This window comes from Streptomyces sp. NBC_00400 (assembly GCF_036048035.1).
Lineage (GTDB): Bacteria > Actinomycetota > Actinomycetes > Streptomycetales > Streptomycetaceae > Streptomyces.
Genome location: NZ_CP107940.1, coordinates 287,983 through 303,593, shown reverse-complemented (window position 1 = coordinate 303,593; position 15,611 = coordinate 287,983). Strand labels below are relative to the sequence as shown.

Annotated in this window: 13 protein-coding genes; 9 read left to right on the top strand and 4 right to left on the bottom strand. The window is 70.9% G+C overall.

Features of this window, described 5'->3' with window-relative positions; all coding sequences use genetic code 11:
• The first annotated feature begins 45 nt into the window (after positions 1–45).
• Entirely contained in the window at positions 46–741 is a 696-nt protein-coding gene (locus OHS81_RS01330) for a hypothetical protein (RefSeq protein ID WP_328381630.1), read from the top strand.
• Positions 738–2,114, top strand: coding sequence for a nucleotidyl transferase AbiEii/AbiGii toxin family protein (locus OHS81_RS01325; RefSeq protein ID WP_328381628.1), 1,377 nt, complete (start codon positions 738–740; stop codon positions 2,112–2,114). The genes OHS81_RS01330 and OHS81_RS01325 overlap by 4 nt, the downstream gene beginning before the upstream one ends.
• A 79-nt stretch (positions 2,115–2,193) precedes the next feature.
• On the opposite strand, the gene OHS81_RS01320 is transcribed toward OHS81_RS01325, so the two are convergent.
• A complete protein-coding gene (locus OHS81_RS01320) occupies positions 2,194–2,586 on the bottom strand; it encodes a PPOX class F420-dependent oxidoreductase (RefSeq protein ID WP_328381626.1) in 393 nt (130 codons plus the stop codon).
• Between the two features lie 225 nt (positions 2,587–2,811).
• Here OHS81_RS01320 and OHS81_RS01315 point away from each other — a divergent pair, with 225 nt between their 5' ends.
• From OHS81_RS01315 to OHS81_RS01305, 3 genes are all read left to right on the top strand, one after another.
• A complete protein-coding gene (locus OHS81_RS01315; RefSeq protein WP_328381624.1) occupies positions 2,812–3,363 on the top strand; it encodes a MarR family winged helix-turn-helix transcriptional regulator in 552 nt (183 codons plus the stop codon).
• Complete coding sequence (locus tag OHS81_RS01310) at positions 3,360–5,984, top strand: MFS transporter (RefSeq protein WP_328381622.1); 2,625 nt, start codon at positions 3,360–3,362, stop codon at positions 5,982–5,984. The genes OHS81_RS01315 and OHS81_RS01310 overlap by 4 nt, the downstream gene beginning before the upstream one ends.
• A 284-nt stretch (positions 5,985–6,268) precedes the next feature.
• Positions 6,269–7,729: an SDR family NAD(P)-dependent oxidoreductase gene (locus tag OHS81_RS01305; RefSeq protein ID WP_328381620.1), complete on the top strand. Its 1,461-nt coding sequence runs from the start codon at positions 6,269–6,271 to the stop codon at positions 7,727–7,729.
• On the opposite strand, the gene OHS81_RS01300 is transcribed toward OHS81_RS01305, so the two are convergent.
• Entirely contained in the window at positions 7,708–8,709 is a 1,002-nt protein-coding gene (locus OHS81_RS01300) for a LysR family transcriptional regulator (protein WP_328381618.1), read from the bottom strand. The two genes, OHS81_RS01305 and OHS81_RS01300, sit on opposite strands and share 22 nt — an antisense overlap.
• 116 nt (positions 8,710–8,825) lie before the next feature.
• On the opposite strand from OHS81_RS01300, the gene OHS81_RS01295 reads away from it, so the two are divergent.
• Complete coding sequence (locus OHS81_RS01295) at positions 8,826–9,443, top strand: maleylpyruvate isomerase family mycothiol-dependent enzyme (protein ID WP_328381617.1); 618 nt, start codon at positions 8,826–8,828, stop codon at positions 9,441–9,443.
• A 93-nt stretch (positions 9,444–9,536) separates the two neighbouring features.
• Here OHS81_RS01295 and OHS81_RS01290 read toward each other — a convergent pair whose 3' ends face one another.
• Positions 9,537–11,459: a M3 family metallopeptidase gene (locus OHS81_RS01290; RefSeq protein ID WP_328381615.1), complete on the bottom strand. Its 1,923-nt coding sequence runs from the start codon at positions 11,457–11,459 to the stop codon at positions 9,537–9,539.
• A gap of 304 nt (positions 11,460–11,763) precedes the next feature.
• On the opposite strand from OHS81_RS01290, the gene OHS81_RS01285 reads away from it, so the two are divergent.
• A complete protein-coding gene (locus OHS81_RS01285; protein WP_129297968.1) occupies positions 11,764–12,201 on the top strand; it encodes a CBS domain-containing protein in 438 nt (145 codons plus the stop codon).
• A gap of 96 nt (positions 12,202–12,297) precedes the next feature.
• Here the strand turns inward: OHS81_RS01285 and OHS81_RS01280 are convergent, their stop codons facing one another.
• Complete coding sequence (locus OHS81_RS01280) at positions 12,298–13,020, bottom strand: transglycosylase family protein (protein ID WP_328381612.1); 723 nt, start codon at positions 13,018–13,020, stop codon at positions 12,298–12,300.
• Positions 13,021–13,732: 712 nt separating this feature from the next.
• On the opposite strand from OHS81_RS01280, the gene OHS81_RS01275 reads away from it, so the two are divergent.
• A complete protein-coding gene (locus OHS81_RS01275) occupies positions 13,733–14,560 on the top strand; it encodes a GntR family transcriptional regulator (RefSeq protein ID WP_328381610.1) in 828 nt (275 codons plus the stop codon).
• Entirely contained in the window at positions 14,550–15,407 is an 858-nt protein-coding gene (locus OHS81_RS01270; protein WP_328381608.1) for an urea carboxylase-associated family protein, read from the top strand. The genes OHS81_RS01275 and OHS81_RS01270 overlap by 11 nt, the downstream gene beginning before the upstream one ends.
• Positions 15,408–15,611 lie beyond the last annotated feature (204 nt).

The window sequence follows — 15,611 nt, the reverse complement described above, 5'->3', positions numbered from 1 at the left end:
GATGCTGTGTGATCATCTCGGGATGAGGACGAGGACGGGACAGTGATGCCCGCAGGCCGGACGGAAGCGGCCGGGAGGCCCGCTTTCGCGGGGGAGTTCGAGGTGCATCTCACCGTCCGGGACGACGGGGACCGCGAGGCGGCCACGCGCCTGGCCGCCTATGCGGCGGCGCATGGCATGAAGTGCGTCCACATCCTGCTGGAGCAGGGAGAGGTGCCCTCACAGCCGATGCTGACGCTGCGCGGGGCCGGGACGTACGAGAAGGTCAGGGCCGAGGCCGCCGCGACGGCGGACGGGCTGCGGGCCGCGGGGTTCGACGTGCTGCGGACGAAGATCGAGGCCACGCCGTGGAGCGCGGGCGTACCCGGCACCGATGAGGAGGCCGCGGGGCTCGGCCCCGACTACTACTTCGAGCATCACCTCAAGCTGGTACTGGCCCGCTCCGCTCCCGTCGGCTCCCTGCTCGCCCTCGTCGTCGGACACGGCGCGCACCTCTCGCGCAACGCACGGCGGGTACGGCCCGACGGCCGGGTGGAGCGGTTCGTGACACAGCGGTGCCGCGGGGTGGGCCGTGCGACCGCCGGGCAGCGCCTGGACGCGTTGTCGCGGCAGCTACGGGCCAGGGGCCACCACATAGCCGCCGTGGAGCGGGAGTTCGTGGTCCACGACGGGAATCTCGCGCTCGACGCGGGCTGGCTGGACGAGGAGTGCGCGATGACGGGGGAGAGGGCGGGCTCATGACGGGTACCGACGACACGGGCGCGGCGGCGCAGTGGCAGGCGTTCCGGTACGGCCCGTGGGAGGACACGGCCGTCGTGCCCCGGACCCGGCCCGACGAGGCGACGCGAGCAGACATGGATCTGCCGGCCACGCTGGTTCCCGTACCGGACGACGGTGTGGTGCAGCGCCCGGTGTTCGACCCCGCCGCAACCCATCATGCCTTCGGGATGCGCCTGGGCGAGCCGAGCTTCACGGACGCGGTGGTCGGCGAGCGCTGGTACGAGGCACGGCGCCATGCGCTGCACCACGTCCTGACCGCCCTCGCGCAGTCTCCGTGGGCCGGTCATCTGGTCCTCCGCGGCAGCATGCTGCTCACGTCGTGGTTCGGGGACGCGGCGCGCGAGCCGGGGGACCTCGACTTCGTCGTGGTGCCGGAGACCTGGCAGCTCACGGACGACCGTACGGACCGGATGCTGGACGGCATCGCCGCCGCGGCCGAGGCGCTGTCCCACCGTGGCGGTCCGGTACGCCTGGACGCGCACGCCGCGGTCGGCGACGAGATCTGGTCGTACGACCGGGTGCCGGGCCGGCGGCTCGTCATCCCGTGGACCGCCGAGGCCGAGGGTGTGCCGCCCGGAAGCGTGCAGCTCGACTTCGTCTTCAACGAGCGTCTGCCCGTGCCCCCGGAGCCCGCCGAGATCCGCGGACCGCAGGGCACGGCACCGGTGGTGGTCGGTGCGGCGACCCGTGCGCTCTCGCTCGCCTGGAAGGTGCTCTGGCTGGTGAGCGACGTGCATCCCGAGGGCAAGGACCTCTACGACGCCGTCCTGCTCGCCGAGTGCACCGAGCTGCCGTTCGCCCTGCTCCGCGAGGTGTTCCGGGGAGTGGACGACGGCACCTTCGACCGCTATCCGGTACTGCCGGAGAGTCTTGACGGGATCGAGGCCGACTGGTTCGAGCTCCGCAAGGAGTACCCGGACCGTACCGCGTTCACGACCCCGAACCGGGTCGTCGAGCACGGGTACGCCTACCGGCTCGTGACGGCTCTGGAGCCCACCTTCGCCATGGACGACGGCAGTGGCGCCCCCGCCGCCTACCAGCAACGGGTGGCCTGGTTCGGCTCGCTCACCGCGGAGTGCGCGGGTGTCCTCGCCGAGCGGGGCATGGACGCGGTGCAGAACCTGCTGCTGGAGCGGATCATGCCGTTCGAGACCGCGGTCGTCATCACCCGGGAGCTGTCCGGCCGCGCCGGCTGTGCCCTGCGGGACGCGGCCGCGGTGGTGGCGGACTTCCGCGAGGACCATCCGGCCGTGGGCCGGCGGGCGTGGCTGCTCAAGGATCCCGATGAGGTGGTGCAGCGGCTGAGCGGAGACGAGGCCGGCGCTGCGGACTGAGCGGGCTCCCCCTCGCCGGGACCGGTGGAGCCCGGAGCGCCGCTGCGTCGGTGCTCCGGGCTGATCCCCAAGGCGCGCCTCAGCCCGTGCCGCTGATGCTCTCCGGCGCGATGACGAAGAGCACCCGCTCCTCGTCGCGGCCGCCGTACCAGGGGTAGGGCGCGTTGAGGTACTTCCGGGCGAGCTGTTCGATGTGCTCGACCGCGCCCTCGGTCGTGGTCTCCACCACCCGGCCGCGCACCTGGAAGTAGCGCGCGGGGTGGTCAGGGTCGCTGACGGCAACGGCCACGCGGGGATCGCGGCCGATGTTCTTGGTCTTCACATGGCTCCGGACGCTGTTGATCAGCACATGGGTGCCGTCGGTGTCGACCCAGGTCTGGGTCACCTGCGGGGAGCCGTCCGGCATCGAGGTGGCCAGAAAGCAGGTGCTCGGCCGGCGGAGCAGCGCGAGTAGTTCAGGGGGAAGGTGCACAGCGGTCTCCCGGCCGGTCGAGGGGGCGGAGGGCTCTCCGGTCTGCCGGTCCGCCGGACGTACCTTCTCACCCCCACCCCGTCTCCCCTGCCTCCCATCCCTCTCCCATGGCCCGGTATCGAGTGGTGCGCAGCACTCACTTCCAGCCGCTATGCTTGCTGGATACAAGCAATGTATTCGAATGCATGCAGCGGATCGACCACTTCACCGCGAAGGATCACGACGATGAGTAAGGGCACGGTCCACGCCTGCGACCGGGCTGCTGTGCAGGTCACCGCCTCGTCGGGGCTGGACGAGGCGGCCGCCGGGCTGGGAACGGAGATCGTCCGGTTCTCGCGGCTGATCGCCGCGTGGAAACAGCGCGCCAAGACCGACGGAGGCGCCGCCGACCGGGTGCTGCTGGCCAGGCTGGTCGTCGGCGGGGACCAGCGGGCGACCGACCTGGCCGCCGACGCGTTCCTCGATCTGTCGACCGTCAGCCGCCAGGTGCGCTCGCTGGTCGAGCGGGGACTGGTGACCCGTCGCCCCGACCCGGAGGACCGCCGCGGGTCCTTGCTGGCGGCGACCGACGCGGGGCGCGCGGCCTTCGCGCACTACCGCCGTCAGCGCGATGCCGAACTGGCCGCGCTGCTCGAACCGTGGTCGCCCGAGGACCGGGCCGACCTGATCCGGCTGCTGGGCCGTCTCAACGAAGACATGGCAGAACGACAACACACACGGCTGGGCCCCGGGGGAGACCAGGGCGCCGCCGTGGAGCAGGGAGACATACGTACATGAGCACAGCCACCTCCCCGCCCGCCGCGGGAGCCGAGGCGATACCCGAACCCGGAACCCTGAGTCACCGTCAGATCCTCACCATCCTCAGCGGCTTGATGCTGGGGATGTTCCTCGCCGCGCTCGACCAGACCATCGTCAGCACCTCGATCCGGACCATCGCCGACGATCTGCACGGCCTCAGCGAGCAGGCCTGGGCGACCACCGCCTACCTGATCACCTCGACGATCGCCACCCCGCTGTACGGCAAGCTGTCCGACCTGTACGGCCGCAAGCCGTACTACCTGGCCGCGATCAGCATCTTCGTCGCGGGTTCGGTGCTGTGCACGTTCTCCACCTCGATGACCGAACTCGCCGCCTTCCGGGCGGTGCAGGGCCTGGGCGCCGGCGGTCTGATGTCGCTGGCGCTGGCGATCATCGGTGACATCGTCCCGCCCCGCGAACGTGCCCGGTACCAGGGCTACATGCTGGGCACCTTCGCCACCTCCAGCGTGGCCGGCCCGCTGATCGGCGGGGCGCTCGCCGGACAGGACCAGCTGCTGGGCATCACCGGCTGGCGCTGGGTCTTCCTGGTCAACGTACCGATCGGCATCATCGCGCTGTTCGTGGTCGCGAAGGTGCTCAACATCCCGCACACCCGGCGCGATCACCGCATCGACTGGTGGGGAGCGCTCACCATCTCCGTCGGCGTCGTACCGCTGCTGCTCGTCGCGGAGCAGGGCCGGGAGTGGGGCTGGGACTCGTCCCGGTCGATCGCCTGTTACGCCATCGGGGTCGTCGGCATCATCGCCTGGATCTTCGTCGAGCGCTGGATCGGCGACGATGCGCTGATCCCGATGCGGCTGTTCCGCAACGGCACCTTCAGCAAGACCAGCCTGCTGTCCGTGCTGATCGGTATGGGCATGTTCGGCGGGATGCTGATGATCCCGCAGTACCTCCAGATCGTGAAGGGCGCCAGCCCCACCAAGTCGGGTCTGGAAATGCTGCCGCTGATGGCGGGCATGTTCATCGCCTCCATCGCGTCGGGCCAGATCACCGCCAAGACCGGCCGCTACAAGATCTTCCCGATCATCGGCACCGCGCTGATGATCGCGGCGATGCTGCTCTTCCACTTCCGGGTCCAGTGGGACACCCCGCTGTGGGAGACCATGGTCTACATGCTGGTCTTCGGCCTGGGCCTGGGCGGCTGTATGCAGACCCTGGTGCTGGCCGTGCAGAACGCGGTGCCGCCGCGGGACATGGGCGTGGCGACCGCCTCGTCCACCTTCTTCCGGCAGATGGGCGCCACGGCAGGTACCGCGATCTTCCTGTCCGTGCTGTTCAGCACGGTCGGCGACAAGATCTCCTCGGCGTTCAAGGACGCCGCGTCCACCGAGCGTTTCCAGGCCGCACTGCACGACCCCGCGGTACTGAACGACCCCGCCAACAAGCCCGTGCTGGACATGCTCAAGCACCCGGGCAACGGCAACTCCTCGGGCGTGCTGAGCGATTCGTCGTTCATCCAGCACCTCGATCCGCGGCTGGCCGAGCCGTTCAAGCGCGGCTTCGCCGACTCGATGCACACGGTCTTCCTGATGGGCGCGATCGTCGTCGCCCTGGCCTTCGTGCTGATGTGGTTCATCAAGGAGATGCCGCTGCGGCAGATCTCCGGCCTGCAGGCACGTGCACAGGCCGAGGCCGAGGAGCAGTCCGCCAAGCGCGCGGGGGACGTCGTCGACGGTGCGGCGAACGGCGACGGGGGTGCGGCCGAAGGAGCCGGTGGTGCGGACCCGTATGCGCCGGCCGATGACCCGGTCGCCGACGCCGTACCGGTACGCGCCGCGGTCCCCTCGGGCTCCGCGGACCGCACAACCGGCACGAGCGGCCCGGTGATCCGGGGAACGGTGCGGGACGGCGACGGCAGGCCGGTGGCGCAGGCCGCGGTCACCCTGATCAGCGTCGGCGGCCGGCAGCTCGGCCGGACGTCGACCGCGGCCGACGGCGGATACACCCTGCCCACGACGGGCGCCGGCACCTATGTGCTGATCGGCTCCGCCGGGGCCCGCCGGCCGCAGGCCGTGACCGTGGTGGTGGGCGGCGAGCCCGTCTCGTTCGACCTGACTCTCAGCGGCGCGGCCGGTCTCTCCGGTGAGGTCCGCGAGGAGAAGGGCGACGAACCGGTGCCCGGCGCACTCGTCGTGGCCACCGACGTACGCGGCGAGGTCGTGGCCTCGGGCGTGGCCGGCCAGGACGGCGGCTTCGCGTTCGGTGAGCTGACCCCGGGCAGCTACACCCTGGCCGTCAGCGCCGAGCAGCACCGCCCGTCCGCCCTCCAGGTGGAGGTCACCTCGGGCAACCGCAACTGGTACGAGGTGCGGCTGACGCTCGGCGCCCAGGTCCGCGGCACCGTCCGTACGGTGCGCGGCCCGGTGGACGACGCCCGGGTGACCCTGCTGGACCCGGCGGGCAATGTGGTGGCCAGCGCCACCAGCAGTCAGGACGGTGAGTACGTCTTCACCGACCTCGACAGCGGCGAGTACACCCTGATCGCCGCCGGCTATCCGCCGGTCGCCGCCCCGCTGCACCTGGGGGCCGACGGGAACAGCGCGTTCGACATCGAGCTGAACCACGACCCGGCGAGCTGACGGACGCCGGTAGAGGCGGACGTCGCCCGATGCGGGGGAATCGGCAAGGGCGAGGGGCCCGGTGCGGGGAGCGCCGGGCCCCTCGGCCGTGACCGGCCCGGAGCAGGGGGTGTGGCGCTCCCCGGCCGTCGGGTCCCCGGCACGGTGCTCACCGGCCGCTGCCGCCCCTGGGGGCGCTCACCAGTGCGAGCGCCCCCATCGGGTTTGGCGCCGCGGCCCCCCGCTACGTAAAGTTCCGCCGAAGCGTAAATAGAACACACGATCCCAGGAAAGCGGCAGCGGCAATGACGGTGACCGAAACAGGCCGGGCCGATGGCACGGGTATCGACTCGGAGCGGATGGCGGTCTGCCTGAGCGTGCTGGAAGAGCTCGACGCGCTGCCCGTCGACCACCCGGACGCGATCGCGATACGGCGCGCCACCGCCGGGATCTACCGCAAGGTCAAGCAGCGCCGCCGGCAGGAGCGCCGGGCGGCCAAGACCGCCAACGACCGGGCGGTGACCGCGGCCACGGCCACCGGTGCGCCCGACCGGATCGACGACGAGACCCAGGGACTGGCCCTCACCAGCTCCGTGACCACCCAGATCGCCGGCATCCTGCAGCGCCCCAGGTCCTGCTACACCTGTAAGTCGCGCTACGTCGAGGTCGACGCGTTCTACCACCAGCTCTGCCCGCCGTGCGCCGAGGAGAACCGCTCCCGCCGCGACGCCCGCACCGACCTCACCGGCCGGCGCGCACTGCTCACCGGCGGCCGGGCCAAGATCGGCATGTATATCGCCCTCCGCCTGCTGCGGGACGGCGCCCACACCACCGTCACCACCCGCTTCCCGAACGACGCCATCCGCCGCTTCAAGGCGATGCCGGACAGTGCGGAGTGGCTGCACCGGCTGAAGATCGTCGGAATCGATCTCCGCGACCCGGCCCAGGTCATCGCGCTCGCCGACACGGTGAGCGCCGAGGGCCCCCTCGACATTCTGATCAACAACGCCGCCCAGACCGTCCGCCGCTCTCCCGAGGCCTACGGACAGCTGATCACCGCCGAGTCCGCCCCGCTGCCCGCCGGGGAGCTGCCCGCCTCCGTCGTCCTCGGCCACTTCGGCAGCGGCACGCCCGCCGCCCTCACCGCCGCCTCCGCCACCGCCGGCGTGCTGAGTGCCGAGGACGTCACCTCCCTCGCCCTGACCACGGGCTCCGCCACCCCCGCCCGTATCGAGGCGGGCACCGCGATCGACGCCGGCGGCCTCGTACCGGATCTGCACCCGACCAACACCTGGATCCAGAAGGTGGACGAGGTCGAACCCATCGAGCTGCTGGAAGTCCAGCTGTGCAATATGACCGCGCCCTTCCTGCTGGTGAGCAAGTTGCGCCCGGCGATGGCGGCGGCCTCCGCACGCCGTAAGTACGTGGTGAACGTCTCGGCGATGGAAGGCCAGTTCAGCCGCGGCTACAAGGGCGCCGGCCATCCGCACACCAATATGGCCAAGGCGGCGCTGAACATGCTCACCCGCACCAGCGCCCGGGAGATGCTGGAGACCGACGGCATCCTCATGACGGCCGTGGACACCGGCTGGATCACCGATGAACGCCCGCACCCCGACAAGATGCGCCTGGCCGAAGAGGGCTTCCACGCCCCCCTCGACCTGGTCGACGGCGCGGCCCGGGTGTACGACCCGATCGTCCGCGGTGAGTCGGGCGAGGATGTGTTCGGCTGCTTCCTGAAGGACTACGCGCCCGCGGACTGGTGATCCCGGCCGCCGGCCGCCGCGGTCCGGGCGTTCCCGGTCCGCGGCGTGGCCGGTGGCTCCCCGCGGCTTCCCGGTTCGGGAAGGGCGGTACGCAGCCGTCCCAGCAGGGCTCTCGCCGCCGGGCCGGCGGGCCCCTCCGTCCGCCAGGCGAGGGCGACCCGGCCGCGCAGCCGCGGTCCGGTGATCTCCAGCGTCCGCAGCCCGGCGGCCGCCGCCTCGTTCGCCGGCAGCGCCGGGACGACGGCCACGCCGAGGCCACGGGCCGCAAGCCGCGCCAGCACCGGCAGGACGGACGCCTCGAAGGCAATGCGGGGGCGGAACCCGGCCTGTGCACAGGCGCGTTCGAGCACCCCGCGCAGACCGGTACCGCGCGGCAGGCTGATCAACGGGCGCTCGCGGAGCGCGGCCAGCGGCACGCTCGTACGGTCGGCGTTCCCCGCCAGGAGCGGGTCGCCCGGCGCGATGGCGGCGACCAGGGGGTCGTCGATCACGGGCCGGAAGGAGATGCCGGCCGGTGGCCGCTCGTCCGCCAGCCCGGTCACGGCGATGTCGAGTGCACCGCCGAGCAGGGCCGCGAGCATCCGCTCCGCCGTCTCTTCGGTGAGGGAGATCTCGACCTGCGGATGCGCATCGTGGAAATCGGCCAGCAGCGACGCCAGATCGAATCTGCGGGTACTGGCGCCGGAGACCAGACCGACCCGGACGCGACCGCGGAGCAGCCCGCTGAACTCGTCCACGGTCTGCCGTATCCCCTCGACGGCGGCGAGCGCCGCCCGCGCATGGGTGAGGACGGCCCGGCCCACCTCCGTCGTGGTCACCGTACGGCCGGAGCGGTCCAGGAGCGGCTGCCCCAACTCCCTTTCGAGCTGCCGGATCTGGGCGCTCACCCCGGGCTGCGCCAGATGCAGCCGGGCGGCCGCACGGGTGAAGCCCGCCTCCTCCACCACGGCGACGAAGTATTGCAGCTGCCGAAGTTCCATAACTGCTGATTCTAGAGACGAGAACAGCTAGCTCTTGGACTTATGGCGAAGTGCGCAAGATCATGGAAACCGGAGGCAGTTCGCGAGAAGAACCCTCATGGGGGAGGAGCAGCCGGATGAGCATCGAAGCGGCGATAGCGGCCGAACGCCGGGAACTGGCAGACCTGTTGGACGGTCTGACGGCCGAGCAGTGGGCGGCGCCGACACTGTGCGCGGGGTGGCGGGTACGCGAGGTCGCGGCCCATATGTCGATGGGGTTCCGCTACTCGCTCCCCAAGGTGGCCGCCGAACTCGTCAGAGCGCGCGGCAGCCTCCACCGGATGACCGACCGGTGTGCCCGCAGGGACGCGGCAGCCGCCACCACGGGTGAACTCGCCGGTTTCCTCCGGGACAACGCCCGTCACCCCTGGACACCGCCGGTCGGCGGCCTCGCGTCGGCACTGGGGCACGATGTGGTCCACGGCCTGGACATCACGGTCGCCCTCGGCCTCGACCGCCGCGTTCCCGAAGACCGGGTACGCCTCCTCCTGGAGAAGGTCACCCTCAGGTCCGCCAGGTTCTTCGGAGCCGACCTGAGCGGAGTCGAGCTGCGCGCCGACGACCTCGACTGGTCCTTCGGCACCGGCACACCGCTGTCCGGCGCTGCCCAGGATCTGCTGCTGGTCGCCTTCGGCCGCAAGCTCCCGCCGGGCCGTCTCCACGGGGAGCGGCAGCACCGGTTCGTCGCCGCCTGAGACCTGGCCGGCAGGCCGGCGGCGGCTCGTGCCACCACACGGCAACCCCCGGTCCCGCACCACCGGCCCCGGCGCCCGCGCGGCCTGCCGCGATCAGCCCTCCAGTCCGTGGCGCGCCAGCAGCGGCGCGAGGTCCGGGTCCCGGCCGACCACCGCACGGAACGCCCCGAGCGGGTCGACGCTGCCGCCCTTGCCGAGCAGTTCCCGGCGGAAGATCTCACCGCTCTCGCGGATCGTCTTCCCGTTCTCGCGGAACCAGCGCACGGTGTCGGCGTCCAGCACTTCCGCCCAGCGGTATCCGTAGTACCCGGCCGCGTAGCCGCCGCTGAAGATATGGGCGAAGTAGCCGGTGCGATAGCGCGGCGGGATCGCGGACACCGACAGCCCGTAGCGCTCCAGCGCGGCCGCCTCGAACGCCTCGGCCTCGTCGGCGGCCGGTGCCTCGCCGGGGGAGAGGGAGTGCCAGGCCCAGTCCAGTACCGCGGCGGCCTGGTGCTCCACCATCCGGAAGCCCGCGCCGAAGTTCTCCGCCTCGCGCAGCCGGGCCGGCAGTGCGGCCGGCATCGGCTCGCCGGTGACGTGGTGCCGGGCGTAGTGGGACAGGATCTCCGGCCAGTCCGCCCACACCTCGTTGACCTGGGAGGGGAACTCGACGAAGTCACGCGGCACCCGGGTGCCGGACAGCAGCGGGTAGCGCACATCGGAGAACAGGCCGTGCAGCGCATGCCCGAACTCGTGGAACAGCGTGTTGACTTCGCTCCAGGTCAGCAGCACCGGCTCGCCTGCCGGAGGCTTGGCGATATTCAGGTTGTTGACCACGACCGGCTGGTGGCCGAGCAGACGGGACTGCGGGACGAGAGCGTCCATCCAGGCGCCGCCCCGCTTGGACTCACGGGCGTGGAAATCGCCGATGTACAGCCCGAGCGGGCTGCCGTCGGCGTCGTGCGCCTCATAGATGCGCGCGTCCGGGTGGTACGACACCAGGTCGGGGCGCGGGGTGAAGGTGATCCCGTAGACCAGCTCGGCGGCGTGGAAGACACCGTCGTGCAGCACGGTCTCCAGCTCCAGATAGGGCCGCAGCACCGACGCGTCGAGCGCGAACCGCTCCCTGCGCACCCGCTCGGAGTAGTACTGCCAGTCCGCCGCGCGGATCGTGGCCACGCCGGCCGCCTCGGCCAGGGCCGCGCCCTCCCGCTCGGCATTGGCGGTGGCGGGGGCGACCAGCCGGCCGAGCAGTTCCTCGACGGCGTCCGTGGTGCCGGCGGTCCGGTCCGCGACCTCCCAGGCGGCATGGCTGGGGTAGCCGAGCAGGGCGGCGCGCTCGGCGCGCACGGCGGCCAGCGCGACGGCGACCGGGCCGTTGGTGTCGGTACCGCGACCGAGGGACGCGGCCAGCAGCCGCTCGCGCAGCGCAGGGTCGTCCAGCGCGGCGAGCTCGGTCTGCTGGGAGAAGTTCTTCAGGCTGAGCACGTACTTGCCCTCGTGCCCCAGTGCCCGGGCGTTCGCGGCGGCGGCCGCGATCTGGTCCGCGGGCAGGCCGGCCAGGTCCTCGGCACGGTCCAGTACGAGCGCGGCGTCCGCGGTGGCCGCCCGGAGGTTCTGCCCGAACTCGGTGCACCGGGCGGCGATCTCGGCATTCAGCTCGCGCAGGCGCTGTTGCTGCTCCGGGGCGAGGCGGGCGCCGGCCCGGACCCGGTTCGTGTGGTGCCGCTCCAGCAGCCGCAACTGCTCCGTGTCCCATCCGGACTGCTCGCGTCGCCCGTAGAGCGCGTCCAGCCGGGCGAACAGCGCGGAGTCGAGCAGCAGCGCATCGTCGTGGGCGGCCAGCCGGGGAGCGATCTCGACCTCGACCGCCTGGATCTCCTCGTCGGTATCCGTCGCCGCCTTGTTGAAGAACACCCTGCTTACCCGGCCCAGCAGCGCGCCGCTGCGTTCCAGCGCCTCCACGGTGTTCTCGAAGGTCGCCGGTTCGGCGCAGTCACCGATCGCCGCGATCTCGTCCAGCTGATCGGCCATGCCGCGTGCAAAGGCCGGAAGAAAATGATCGTTCCGGATCCGCGCGAATGGCGGCAGCGCGTAGGGCAGATCACTCGGCTCGAAGAATGGATTCGACGTCGTCACAGAGGCTGACACTACGCCCGCAGGTGACGTCCGGTCCCGCAGTCGTCCTATGACGACGCTTGCGTGCGCGGGTAGTTGACAGCCCGAACGTGTGGAGCGGCCGCGCGGCGGCGGCCGGTCCCGTCCCCGGGGAGCGTCGTGGGGTCATCCGTGATGTGATCGAAGCGGGGCAACCAACACTCCTGAGACAGGAGGAATCATGGCCAGCAAGCTGCGAGCCCGCGACATCATGTCCGGCGGAGCGCGCTGTGTGGGTGCACATGAATCGTTGATGGATGCGGCGAAGATGATGCGGGACCTGAACGTCGGCTGCCTGCCCATCTGCGGTGACAACAACAGGCTCATGGGGATGATCACTGATCGCGACATCGTCGTCACCTGTTGTGCCGAAGGTGTCGACCCGGCGACGGTGCAGGCCGGTTCCATGGGCGGCAAGCTGCACTGGATCGACGCCGATGCGGACGCCTCCGAGGTCCTGCGGACCATGGAGGACCACCACATCAAGCGCCTGCCGGTGATCGATGTCAAAGGCGGCCACCAACTGGTGGGAATGATCACCGAGGCGAACCTCGCCAAGAACCTCAGCGACGCGGAGATCGCGGAGTTCGCCAACCGCGTGTACGCGACCGCGGGCTGACTGCTCTGCCCGCACCGCCGTGGCGTGAAAGAGCGGGGAATTGGCGGAATTCCCCCGGCTGTGGGCCAGGGGAATTCCGAGTTTTCCGTTACCCGCTCAGTGGGTGCCGGAGTGTGGTACAGCGAGACGAGTGCCGGGGAAAATCAGATGCGGATTCGCCCCGATCACCTGTCGGTTCAGCCGGTAGAATTCCCGCCATCCCAGGCCGTGCGCGTACGCGATACCGCTCAGCGTGTCGCCGGGGTTGACGACGACCGAGCCGCCGGTACTCCGATGGCGGCCCACTTTGTATCGCTTCTCATGGGACTGGGCATGGCGGGGCTGCGGATGGCGGGGCTGGGGATGGCGGGCCCGCGCCCGGGCCGACGGGTCTGCCTGCCGCTGTGGCGCGGGGCGTGCCGGGGCGCTTCGCACAGTGCGGTGTGTGTCGGCCGAGTTGAGTCCCAGCGAGGCCGAGCAGGCCGGCCAGGCGCCCCAGCCCTGACGTGCCAGTACCCTCTGGGCCACCTGGATCTGCTGGGACCGGGTCGCCCGCGCCGCCCGTGTCGCGTAGGCGCCGCCGCCGAAGGAGTGCCAGGTGGAGTGGGCGAGTTGCAGCCCTCCGGAGAACCCGTTGCCCGTGTCGATACGCCAGTTGCCTCCGCTCTCGCACCCGGCCAGGCGGTCCCAGGTGCCGCCGGAGCGGGCCTCGGCGGGCTGCCCGGATGCCAGGTTCAGCGCGCCGGCCGCGAGCAGGACCGCTGCTGCTGTGATGCCCCGGACACCATAGCCCCGGAATTCACTCCGGGCAGGCGCTTTTGCTGCCTGCGGAAATTCCATGCCCTTACTCCCGTCGCTCGCCGCGCAGTTGCCTGGCGGTCATTCAGGAATCCTGGCGCGTATGCGGTGTACGCGTTCGAATGGTGCTCGAACCGCGATTTCCGTGCGGCGCCATGAATTTGACGGGGAAGAGACAACCACGCCCCGAGTTCGCCTGGGCAGAGCGCGCGGTAGCGCCGCCGCGGCCCGGCCTGCACCCTTGCCGCCGGGGCGTGGCCGTGCTTGGGCCGTGCGCACCTGTTCAGACGGGCAGGGGCGCACCCGTCTGACCGCGGGCGCATCACACCCCCGCGGCCGGTGATCACCTGCCCGGCCCGGGGGGTGTCCGCCGAGCGCAACCGGCGCACTCGAGGCACGCGCTGCGCAGGTCCGCATGCACCGCGCACGGGCTTGTGGCGGTGCAACGGCCCGTTCTGCCCCGGTGCAACGGCGCATTGCACACGGGTACGGCGACGTGGATCGCCCCTGTCGGGGGTCCGGCGGCGCGGACGGGCGCCGTCAGCGGAGGCGGAAACCGACGGAAGCGGGCGGCGACGGCGATGAAGCCGGAAATGTTTGAACGATCCTGTCAGAGGGTGGAGTGTTTCCGTGGCGCCCAATGCGACGGAAGGTAGTCATGACCTGTATCTATTCGCCACTGCGGGTCGGCGGCGGCCCATGTGGATCTCTGGATTGCTGCATATTGCTGAACAATCCTGAGTAGCTTCGTTCTGTGGCCGATAAAACGAACGACACGGGTGCGGCACCCCTGTACCTCGCCGCCGAGGCGGTCGCCGACCGGTTGCGCGACCGGATCACGACCGGTGTGCTCATGCCGGGTCACCCCCTGCGCGATGCGGCTCTCGCCGAGGAGTTCGGCGTCTCGCGCAACACCCTGCGCGAGGCCGTACGGCTGCTGGTGTACGAAGGTCTCGCCGTCCACCGGCTCTACAAGGGCGCCGCGGTCACATGCCTCGATGTCGAGGATGTCCATGACATCTACACCACCCGCCGGGCTCTGGAACTCCGGGCCGCGGAGCAGAGCTTCACCGCTCCCCAGGCGGCTCTCGACGGACTCGACCGGTATGTGTCAGCCGCCGAAGAGGCAGCAGCGGCCGGTCGGTGGGATTGCACGGCCACGCATTCGCTGGACTTCCACCGGGACGTGGTGCACCTGCTCGGCAGTGAACGGCTCAACCGCTTCTTCCGTACGACCGTCGCCCAACTGCGCCTGGCCTTCGCCGAGGTGCCGCATGAACCGGAATTCCAGCGCCAATGGGTGCCACGCGACCGTGAGCTGTGCGATCTGCTCCGCGGCGGGCGGCGCACCAAAGCGGCCGCCGCGCTCGCCCGCTACCTCGACGACTCGGAGTGCCAGGTCGTCGACATCGTGCGCGCGGCCCGCTGCACCTGGCGGAAGCCCGGCCCACCCGATAACCACCCACCCGATGACCCCGACCCGATGACCCGACCCGATGACCCGACCCGATCTGCCCCCTCGACCGCACCCCCTGCCGCCCGGCGGGCCTCCCAGGAAAGTGAGCACACCGATGGTCAGTAACGAAGCCGCCTACCAGGCCACCAAGGGCGGCCCCTTGGATGTCGACAAGGCCTTCTACGACCGGGTCTCGGGCAACTCCGGCAGCTCCGGCAGCTCCGGCGGCCGCCGCCTGGTCGACAGCTTCACCATCCCGATACGCTCCGGCCGCGCCTGGGAAGTACCCGCAGGCCATCTGTGCCGCATCGTCACCGTGGACGGGCCGCAGGTCGGGGACTTCAACGTATGGAACCGCCACGACCCGCGCGAACGCCTCTGGGCGTCCCGCACCCGTCAGCTGCAGCGCGCCCACGTCAGCACCTACGACCGCCTGTGGTCCACCCTCCCCTTCCTGCGCCCGCTGCTGACCGTCACCGGTGACACGCTCGCCGACTACGGCACCGATGACACGGGCGGCAGGGTTCACGACCTGCTGGGCACCCGCTGCGACCCGTACGTCAACCGCATGCTCACCGGCGAGGACTTCGACTTCCACTGCCACTCGAACCTGGTCCGCGCCGTCCTGCCGTACGGGCTCACGGAGTTCGACGTGCACGACGTCCTCAATGTCTTCCAGTGCACCGGACTCAACGAGGACGACCAGTACTTCATGAAGGCCTGCCCGGCCCGGCCCGGCGACCACTTCGAGTTCTTCGCCGAACTCGACCTGCTGTGCGCGCTGTCCACCTGCCCGGGCGGCGATCTGTCCGTGCCGCTGTGGGGGCCGGACGCGGGCGACCCGCTGGAGGTGTGCCACCCGATCGGCATCGAGGTCTACGAGGTCGATGACGCTCTCCTCGAAGGCTGGGCCTCCCCGCAGCCGGCCGCCTACCGCAATCTGCACGGGGTGACCCTGCCCAGCTGGACATAGCGCAGCGCGGCAGCCGCGCGAGGCCGCGTGCGCTCGCGCGCAAGGGGTCGTGCGCAGGGACAGCCGTGACGACTGCCGGCAGATGTACGGCGCGCACGGCGGCGAAGCATTCCTCATCCGGCCCGACGGCTATGTGGGGCTGCGCCCCGCCCGGGCGAGCGGTCCGGAGCTGCCGGCGCAGCTCGCGCTGATCTTCCGTACCGC

What these genes read in the sequence shown, in the direction of transcription:
- OHS81_RS01330 (WP_328381630.1), top strand. Translation starts at nt 46, where the DNA reads ATGCCCGCAGGCCGGACGGAAGCGGCCGGGAGGCCCGCTTTCGCGGGG.
- OHS81_RS01325 (WP_328381628.1), top strand. Translation starts at nt 738, where the DNA reads ATGACGGGTACCGACGACACGGGCGCGGCGGCGCAGTGGCAGGCGTTC.
- OHS81_RS01315 (WP_328381624.1), top strand. Translation starts at nt 2,812, where the DNA reads ATGAGTAAGGGCACGGTCCACGCCTGCGACCGGGCTGCTGTGCAGGTC.
- OHS81_RS01310 (WP_328381622.1), top strand. Translation starts at nt 3,360, where the DNA reads ATGAGCACAGCCACCTCCCCGCCCGCCGCGGGAGCCGAGGCGATACCC.
- OHS81_RS01305 (WP_328381620.1), top strand. Translation starts at nt 6,269, where the DNA reads ATGACGGTGACCGAAACAGGCCGGGCCGATGGCACGGGTATCGACTCG.
- OHS81_RS01300 (WP_328381618.1), bottom strand. Translation starts at nt 8,709, where the DNA reads ATGGAACTTCGGCAGCTGCAATACTTCGTCGCCGTGGTGGAGGAGGCG.
- OHS81_RS01295 (WP_328381617.1), top strand. Translation starts at nt 8,826, where the DNA reads ATGAGCATCGAAGCGGCGATAGCGGCCGAACGCCGGGAACTGGCAGAC.
- OHS81_RS01290 (WP_328381615.1), bottom strand. Translation starts at nt 11,459, where the DNA reads ATGGCCGATCAGCTGGACGAGATCGCGGCGATCGGTGACTGCGCCGAA.
- OHS81_RS01285 (WP_129297968.1), top strand. Translation starts at nt 11,764, where the DNA reads ATGGCCAGCAAGCTGCGAGCCCGCGACATCATGTCCGGCGGAGCGCGC.
- OHS81_RS01280 (WP_328381612.1), bottom strand. Translation starts at nt 13,020, where the DNA reads ATGGAATTTCCGCAGGCAGCAAAAGCGCCTGCCCGGAGTGAATTCCGG.
- OHS81_RS01270 (WP_328381608.1), top strand. Translation starts at nt 14,550, where the DNA reads ATGGTCAGTAACGAAGCCGCCTACCAGGCCACCAAGGGCGGCCCCTTG.